The 8,470-nt window shown below is 58.0% G+C and carries 5 protein-coding genes and 1 pseudogene; 1 reads left to right on the plus strand and 5 read right to left on the minus strand.

What is annotated here, in order from left to right:
* Positions 1 to 60: 60 nt before the first annotated feature.
* Entirely contained in the window at positions 61 to 1,698 is a 1,638-nt protein-coding gene (locus F7D08_RS07710) for an ABC transporter substrate-binding protein (RefSeq protein ID WP_152210060.1), read from the minus strand.
* Positions 1,699 to 1,849: 151 nt separating this feature from the next.
* On the opposite strand from F7D08_RS07710, the gene F7D08_RS07715 reads away from it, so the two are divergent.
* Entirely contained in the window at positions 1,850 to 2,629 is a 780-nt protein-coding gene (locus F7D08_RS07715; protein WP_152210061.1) for a type III pantothenate kinase, read from the plus strand.
* A 6-nt stretch (positions 2,630 to 2,635) separates the two neighbouring features.
* On the opposite strand, the gene F7D08_RS07720 is transcribed toward F7D08_RS07715, so the two are convergent.
* The 4 genes and pseudogenes from F7D08_RS07720 to F7D08_RS07735 form a co-directional block, all read right to left on the minus strand.
* Positions 2,636 to 4,057, minus strand: coding sequence for an ABC transporter substrate-binding protein (locus F7D08_RS07720; RefSeq protein WP_193316243.1), 1,422 nt, complete (start codon positions 4,055 to 4,057; stop codon positions 2,636 to 2,638).
* Between the two features lie 151 nt (positions 4,058 to 4,208).
* Positions 4,209 to 5,552, minus strand: coding sequence for an ABC transporter substrate-binding protein (locus F7D08_RS07725; RefSeq protein WP_152210063.1), 1,344 nt, complete (start codon positions 5,550 to 5,552; stop codon positions 4,209 to 4,211).
* Positions 5,553 to 5,934: 382 nt separating this feature from the next.
* The gene (locus F7D08_RS07730) at positions 5,935 to 8,016 is read right to left on the minus strand and encodes a beta-galactosidase (protein WP_152210064.1); all 2,082 of its coding nucleotides are present in this window, start codon (positions 8,014 to 8,016) and stop codon (positions 5,935 to 5,937) included.
* A 164-nt stretch (positions 8,017 to 8,180) separates the two neighbouring features.
* A pseudogene (locus tag F7D08_RS07735) lies at positions 8,181 to 8,470 on the minus strand (carbohydrate ABC transporter permease); the annotation flags it as partial.

Here is an 8,470-nt window from a genome sequence, read left to right on the forward strand (position 1 = left end):
CCGGAGCGTGTCGGAAATAGAACATCTTTCAACCACACGGTCCGACCACATAGTTAGACATTACTGCTGGCTGAATTCGGCGAGCGAATAGGTCACGTTGTAGAGCGGCAGAACCGTCTGGTTCAAATCGAACGGGAAGCCCTTCACGCCCTTGGCCGTCACCGTGGTGATGCGGTAGTTGAACAGCCAGTCGGCCGGCGCGTCCTCGGAGATGAGCTTGGCGGCTTCGGCGAACTTGGCGTCACGTTCCTTGTCCGTGGTGGCGGCCACGCCTTCGTTGTAGAGCTTCTGCACCTCGGCGTTGTCGTAGCCGAAGTAATAGGTCGGGTCGGCCCAGGAGTAGAAGTCGTGGCTTTCGTTGTGGTCCACCAGCGAGATGTCGAAGTCATGGTTGGTGTACACGTCCTGCAGCCATGTGGAGAATTCCACCACATTGACCTTCAGATCGATGCCGATCGGCTTCAGCTGCGAGCGCAGCTGGTCGCCAAGCTCAGTGCCGTAGATGTTGGCGTAGGTGAGGCTCAGCTCCAGCGGATTGCTTTCGGAATAGCCGGCCTCGGCCATCAGCAACTTGGCCTTGGCCTGATCATACGGATAGAGCTTGGTCAGATCCTCATAACCGGGGTCGAGGGATGGGATCGGGCCACCAAGGGCCTTATCCGCACCGCCGCGGGAAGCGATGATCTCCTTATGGTTGATGGCGTAGCGGATAGCTTGGCGGATGCGCTTGTCGGCAAGTTTGGAGCCGGAGGCGTTGTTGAAACCGAGCACATACTTATCCGTGCCGTTGCCGGCCTTCACCGTGTACTTATCCGAGTCGGACTTGAACGGACCCGCCAGGCTTTCGGTGATCGGGGCGAGCACCTGCACGTCACCGGACTTCAGCGCGTTCACCGCAGCATTGTCGTCGGCCAGATACTTGATCACGATGGTTGGGGTCTTGGCCTTGTTCTTGCCCCAGTATTCGCTGTTGGCCTTCAGCGTGATCGACGTGTTTTCGACGAACTTGGCCACGGTGTACGGACCGGAGCCCACAGCCTGGGTCTTCAGGTCGTACTTGGCGTCCTTGTCGAATACCAGGCCGGCGCGGCCGGTCAGCGTCCACAGGAGGTTCGAGTTCGGGGTCTTGAGCGTCATGGCCACCGTATCGGCATCCTTGGCCTCCACCTTGCTCACCGCGGTGATCGCGTCGGCGTCATGGTACTGCTTGGCGATGAGTTCGTTGATGGACCATGCCACGTCCTCGGCGTCCAGCTTGTCGCCGTTGGAGAAGGTCATGTTCTTGTTGAGATGGAAGGTGTAGGTCAGGCCGTCCTTGGATTCCTCCCAGCTGGAGGCGAGGCCCGGGGCCACCTGATTCTTGGAATCGCGGGCCACGATGCCTTCGTACACATTGCCGATGAGCACCTGGTCCAGGGCGGAACCGGCGGTATTGCGGATGTCAAGGTTTGTGGGAGCGAGCTTCAGACCGATGGTCACGGTGTCAGCAACCATATTCTTGGCGGATGCGTCTGCGGAGTCGTTCTTCTTGCCATAGGCAACCGTGACGCCGATGACCACAGCACATGCCACAATCACGGCAATCAGGGAAATCAGCCACCACTTCGGGCCGTTCTTCTTGGGATTCTTGGCGCGCGAAGCCAGGCTCGCGTCCGTGGTTGCGCCGCTTCCTGCGTGCACACCATTGTCTTGAGACATAGTTCTTCCTCTGTAATCCTTATGCAATTATTCGCTGAAATCGGTTGGCCGCCCAAACCGGGTCGACCACCGATGCTCAATCATAGGCGCGGGTGCGTAGAAGGTGCGTAGAATTATGCGATGAAATCCATCTCAACGCTGGAGGGTTATCATGCTGGTCGCCGTTGATATCGGCAATACGAATATTGTCATCGGTTTTTTGGATGGCGAGACGGGCCGCACCAATGTGGGCACGTACCGCATCACGTCCAAGGCGAACCATACGTCTGACGAATATGGCCTGTTCCTGACCGAATTCCTGAGGATGAGCGGTTTCACACCGCGTGATGTGGATGATGTGGTGATCTGCTCAGTGGTGCCGAAGGTGATGCATTCCTTCCGTTCCTCGATCATCAAATTCCTTGATATCGAACCGATGGTGATTGGACCGGGCATCAAAACCGGTATGAATGTGCGCGTGGACGATCCGAAGTCGCTTGGCGCGGACATTCTGGCCGATTGCGCGGGCGCATACAACGAGTACGGCGGCCCGGTATTGGTAGCCGATTTCGGCACGGCCACCACATTCACCCATGTGGATGCGCATGGTGTGATTGATTCCGGCGTAATCACCACCGGCATTCGCACCGGCGCTGCGGCATTGTGGGGCGATACCGCGCAGCTGCCGGAGGTGGAGATCACCCGACCGTCCACAATTTTGGGCACCAATACCAAGACGTGCATGCAGGCCGGTTTGTATTACACCTTCCTGGGTGGCGTGGAGCGCACCATCAATCAGTTCCGCAAAGAGCTCGGAGGTGAGGACTTCCAGGTCATCGCCACCGGCGGACTGGGCCGGGTGTTCTCCGATGACACCGATCTGATCGACGTGTATGATCCTGATCTGATTTTCAAGGGCATGGCTCACATCTACGCGCGCAACGTGCGTTAGCTCTCGCTATTTGATGGTGAAGCCCTGATTAGAGCCGTATTCCTTCAGATCCTTCTGCCATTGGGTCAGCCCATTGGTCAGACTGACTTTTTTACCCGGATCTTCCAGCGGTTGCAGCGGGTTGCCGTTCTCGTCCTTCTCGCCCATGTCGATGGCGGATTGCCTGCGCTGATAGGCCTGGAAGCTACTGGCCCAACTGTAGGCTTTGCCCACCGTCGACTCAAAATCACTGCGCGCATACACCTCGAATGGCAGGTACTGGTATCCCACGGATACGTCCTCCGCCGCTTCGGAAAGCACTCGGTTGAACTTCTGACCACCGAAATACGGGATTTCAATGCCGCTTTCGTTGGTGATGGTGGTCTTATCCAGGAATTCCTTGGAATTGAGCGTGGTGTAGTCGGCGGGGAAGGCGCCACCGGCCACACGCGCACTGATGCCTTGCGCGTCATGGGTGACGAAGTCCACGAATCGATATGCGGCATCGGGTTTGCGGGTGAGCTGCAGTACCGCGAGCGCGGATCCGCCGCTTTCCGCATTGGCAGGATTGCCGTCATAGGTGGGCATCGTGGTCACACGCCACAAACCGGCCGCCCCCGGCACATTGGCGAGCAATAAGGATGGCATCCATGCGCCCATGAACACCGAGGCTATGGTGCCGTTGCCTACACGGTTCTTCCATCGTCCGGACCATGTGGCCGATGTGGTGTCCACCAATCCTTCATCAATCATCTTCTGCCAGAATTCGGTGAATCGCTGCGTGCCTTCATCATGATCGAGGTCGATGGTCACGGTTCTGCCGTCCGCCGACGTATGGAACGGCTGGCCGCCGGCAAGCCAAACCATCGCGTCATAGAAGCTGCCGTCGCCGGAGTCCGCGGCGATATAGGCGCCTATGGATTTCAGCTTCTTGGCGGCCTCATAATAGTCATTCCAGGTTTTGATCTGCGTGGCATCCACACCGGCCTGTTCGAACACATCCTGGTTATAGAAAAAGCCCATCGGACCGGAATCCATCGGCAAACCGTATGTACGGCCGGCCAATTGCACGGATGACCATGTGCCGAGGGTAAAGAAGTTCGCATAATCGGAACCGATGCGGTCGGTCAGGTCCAGCAACTGGCCGGAAACCTCATACTGCGGCAGTGCATAGTATTCGATCTGTGCCACGTCCGGAGTGCCGTAGCCGTCCTGGATGGCGGTGTTGAGGTTGTTGTAGCCGGAGATATTCGTCCAGTTGACTTTGATGTCCGGGTTGGCCTTCTCGAATCGGCTGATGACCTTGCCCATGCTGGGTTCCCAGCTCCACACCGTGATCTGGGTGCGATTATCTTGAGTGGCTTGCCCGCATGAGGCCAGAGATACGGATAGAACAGCTGCCACCGCTGCGGTTGCCATTCTTCTGATTCGCCGGTCGATCAAACTCATAGTGCCGAGTCTACTAGCATGTCTGCGCGCGAATCGTGCCGCATCGCATTCCCCGGCAGGAGTGCGCAACAGCGTATGAACGAATAAAGCCCCGGGTGCATAATGCACCCGGAGCTTTTGCAGTCAGTTATCTAAGGCTCAGATGCGGAGCTTACTTCACAGTGAAGCCCTGATCCTTGCCGTAATCCTGCAGGGCCTTCTGCCAAGCGGCCACACCGTCGGACAGCTTCTGGTCGCCGGTGTAGGACTTGCCGACGTAATCACCGAAGATGGTACGAGCCTTGACCTCGAACGGCAGGAACTGGTAGTCGGAGGAGACGTTCTCAGCAGCCTGAGCAAGGACCTCGTTGTACTTCTGACCACCGAAGTAGTCGACATCCTGGCCATCGGAGTTCTTCACCGTGGTGGCGTTCTTGAAGGAGTCGGATTCCATGGAAGCCTTGTCAGCCGGGAATGCGCCGCCGGCCACACGGGTGGCCACGCCATCGCCGTGGTTGGCGTACTCGATGAACTTGTAGGCAGCGTCGGCCTTCTTGGAGCTGGACAGCACAGCCAGCGAAGAACCACCGTTCTCGGAGTTGGTTGCGGAACCGTCAGCGGTCGGCATCTGGGTCACACGCCACTTGCCAGCGCCACCGGCAGCGGAGTTAGCAAGGTTGGCAGGCATCCAAGCACCGGTGAGCAGGGAGGCGATGGTGCCGTCGACCATGCCCTTGAACCAATCCTCGGACCAGCCGGCGGTCTTGGTGTCAAGCAGGCCTTCGTCCAGCATCTTCTGCCAGAACTCGTTGAACTTCTGTACGTTCTCATCACCAGTCAGGTTGATGGTGACTTCGGAGCCGTCGGAGGAGGTCTTGAACGGCTGACCGCCAGCGAGCCAAGTCATGGAGTCGTAGAAGCCGGCGTCACCGGTATCGGAAGTGATGTAGTAGTTGTCGCCGAGAGCGTGAATCTTCTTGGCGGCCTCGTAGTAGTCGTCCCAGGTCTTGATCTGCTCGGCGTCCACGCCGGCCTTGTCGAAGACTTCCTTGTTGTAGAAGAAGGCCATTGGGCCGGAATCCATCGGCAGGCCGTAGACCTTGCCGGCGAACTGCACGGAAGCCCACGGGCCAGGGGTGTAGAAGTCCTTGAAGCCGGAGGTCTTGTCGGTGATGTCCAGCAAGTTGCCCTTGATGGCGTACTGCGGGATGGCGTAGTACTCGACCTGAGCCACGTCCGGAGCGCCGTTGCCGGCCTCGATGGCGTTATCGAGCTGAGTGTATTCCTTGGTGTTGGTACCGACGTTCTTCAGGTCGACCTTGATGCCGGTCTTCTTGGTGAAGTCCTTGGCAACCTGGGTCAGCGTAGGCTCCCAAGCCCACACGGTGATTTCCTGAACGTCCTTTTCCTGTTCCGGCTGAGAGCCAGCGCTGTCGGAACCGCAAGCAGCGACGGACACCAGCATGGCAACCGCACCGGTAAGAGCGATGGCCTTCTTGGCGGTAGTGAACTTCATCGTTCTGTTCTCCTTCCTCGAATCGTCCAGAACGATTCAAATATGTATGTCGTTCGCAATCATTGCTTGCGATTGACTCAAATTCCTTGGAATTCTCCTCAACCTCGAGAAGTGGCTCCTCTCGCCATTTCCAAAAACTATGATTGCGATAACATTTATTAGTATACACACGCATCGCGTATTGGCAAACGATTACGCTCGGCGTGTTATCGTAAACATTACAATCATTCCAAGCAACTATTTCCGTACTGGCCCATTGCAGGTATATTGCGCCATTACGGCACTTGCATAGCATCCGCTCAAGCGAATACAGGACCGTACGGAAAAGGCTGGGATCATCGGAAAATTCCGACCGTCCCAGCCTTTACCCCAGAAGATGGGTTTACAGTTTCACCACCAGCACACCGTTTGGCTGAATGGCGGCCGTATGCTCGGATTCGTTGACCTGAGCCAGTGACGCGACCAGCGGTTCGCCTTCCACATCCACCACGGCAACATCATGCGTGCGGTTGAACAGGAACACGAAGTGGTTCTCGTCGGCGGCGTCAGCGCGTTCGACGCGCAGCACTTCGCCACGATCGTCTTCGGCGGGTGTATCGATGCCGAATTCCTCAAGCAACGCCGGCAAGGACTTGGCCAAGCCTTCGCGCCCCAGTCGAGCACCGATGTATGCGGCCTTGCCGTCGCCGTATTCATTGACGGTGATGGCGGGAGCACCTTCAAAGCCGGTCCATTTGTCAGCCTTGAAGGAGGCCACGACATGAGCGGTCGGAGCGACGGAGGTGATCACATCGGCGAAATCGTGCGCCACCGTGCCGTTGGTCAGATCCAGATGGTCCATGGTGCCGGGGAAGTCGCTTCCCATGGCGGCGAATTCCTCCACGCGCACACCCACAACGTCTCGAATGGAGCCGGGGTATCCGCCTAGCCAGACGTGATCCTTTTCGTCGACCAGGCCGGTGTAGTAGGTGACGAACAGTTTGCCGCCGTTCGCCACATACTCGCGCACGCGGCGAGAGGTTTCCTCGGAAAGGATGGCCAGGCTCGGCAACACCACAGCCTCATACTCATCCCAGGGGCCACGAACCGGCACCACGTCAGCGGTGAGACCGTTGTCCGCCAACGCGCGGAACCACGCGAGCGGCTCGGTCCAATGGCGTACCTCCTGAGTAGGCGTGGCGGTATGTTCCGTAGCCCACTGGGACTCATAATCGAAGACCACAGCGACCTTCGACTTGACCAACGTGGTATCGAGCAGACCCTCGTCGGCGAGCTTGTTCAAATCGGCGCCCAGTTCGCATACATCACGGAAGATCTGCGAATCCGGGCCCGCATGCGGCACCATCGAGGAGTGCCACTTCTCGGCACCGGCCTTGGATTGGCGCCACTGGAAGTAGCAGATGGCGTCGGCACCCATGGCCAGATGAGCCAGGGAGTCGCGCACCAGTTCGCCGGGCTCCACACGGTAGTTGATAGGACGCCAGTTCACGGCCGAGGTGGAGTGCTCCATCAGGAACCATGGCTTCTTGCGGGCGATGCCGTCGCACAGGGAGGCCGAGTAGGCCAGCTCGTCGAAGTGCGCCTCGCCCGGAGTGAAGTAGTGGTCGTTGGAGACGAAATCGACGTCATAGCCCCACTTGTCATAATCCAAGCCGGTGCCGCCGGCGGACACCATGAAGTTGGTGGTCTGCGGCTTGCCAGGGGTGATTTCGAGCAAAGCATCACGTTCGGCGCGGTAGAAGTCGAGGAGCGCGTCATTGCTGAAACGCTTCCAGTCGAGCAGCTTGCCCGGGTTCATGAAGTTGCCGTCGCCGATGAAGCGCGGCGGAATGATCTCGGAGAAGTTGTTCATGCGCTGCGCCCAGAAAGCGGTGCCCCACGCGTCATTGACGGCATCGATGGTACCGTAGCGCTTCTCGCACCACTTGCGGAAGGCGCGCTCGGCGTCTTCGGAATAGTCGAAGCGGTTATGGCAACCATATTCATTGCTCACATGCCAAGAAACTACGTAAGGATTGTCTTTGTAGTGCTCGGCCATTTTGCGACACAGGTTCAGCGCGTACTCCAGGAAGACCGGACTGGTGGCACGCCAATGCTGACGGGCGCCAGGCTGGCAGACATCGCCGCGGTAGTCGACCCACAGAATTTCCGGATGAGCCTGGGTAAGCCACATCGGCGGGGATGCAGTGCCGGTGGCAAGATCGACGGCGATGCCGGCTTTGCCGAGCTTGTCGATGACTCGGTCGAGCCAATCGAAGTCGTAGACGCCTTCTTCCGGCTCAAGCTTGGCCCAGGAAAAGATGGCTACGGAGACCAGGTTCACACCGGCTTTTTTCATCAGCTCGATGTCTTCATCCCAGACTTCTTCGGGCCACTGGTCGGGGTTATAGTCGCCGCCGTACCAGATGCGCGGGCTGTTGCCGGCAAGAGGCTGCGGCCAGTTGAACGCTCTGTGTTCACTCATTATTATTACGTCCTTAAGTTCCTAATGATGGTTTGCCTCTATCGACATTGATGAATCAAGGTCGATGAATCGTCGACATATCGATTCATCGACCTTGGTTTAGGCGAGGGAATCGGGCGGCACTTGGACGATGTTCTTATGGATAGAGAACATCATGGAATCGGTTATTCTTTGACGGCGCCTGCGGCGAGGCCGGATTGCCAGTACTTCTGCAGGCACAGGAAGGCGATGACCAAGGGGATGATCGTGATCAGGGAGCCCGTGATCACCAGGTTCTGGATGGCCTGGCCGCCGGCGGTGCTGGCTTGGTCCTTCCACTGGTTCAAACCGATGGTCAACGGGTACCAGTCGGCGTCCTTCAGCATGATCAACGGCAGGAAGTAGTTGTTCCACGTGGCCACGATCGTGAACAGGGCGGTCGTCACGATGCCCGGGGCGAGCAATGGCAGGCTGA

Origin of the sequence: Bifidobacterium cebidarum, from assembly GCF_009193305.1 — a bacterium.
Taxonomy (GTDB): Bacteria; Actinomycetota; Actinomycetes; order Actinomycetales; family Bifidobacteriaceae; genus Bifidobacterium; species Bifidobacterium cebidarum.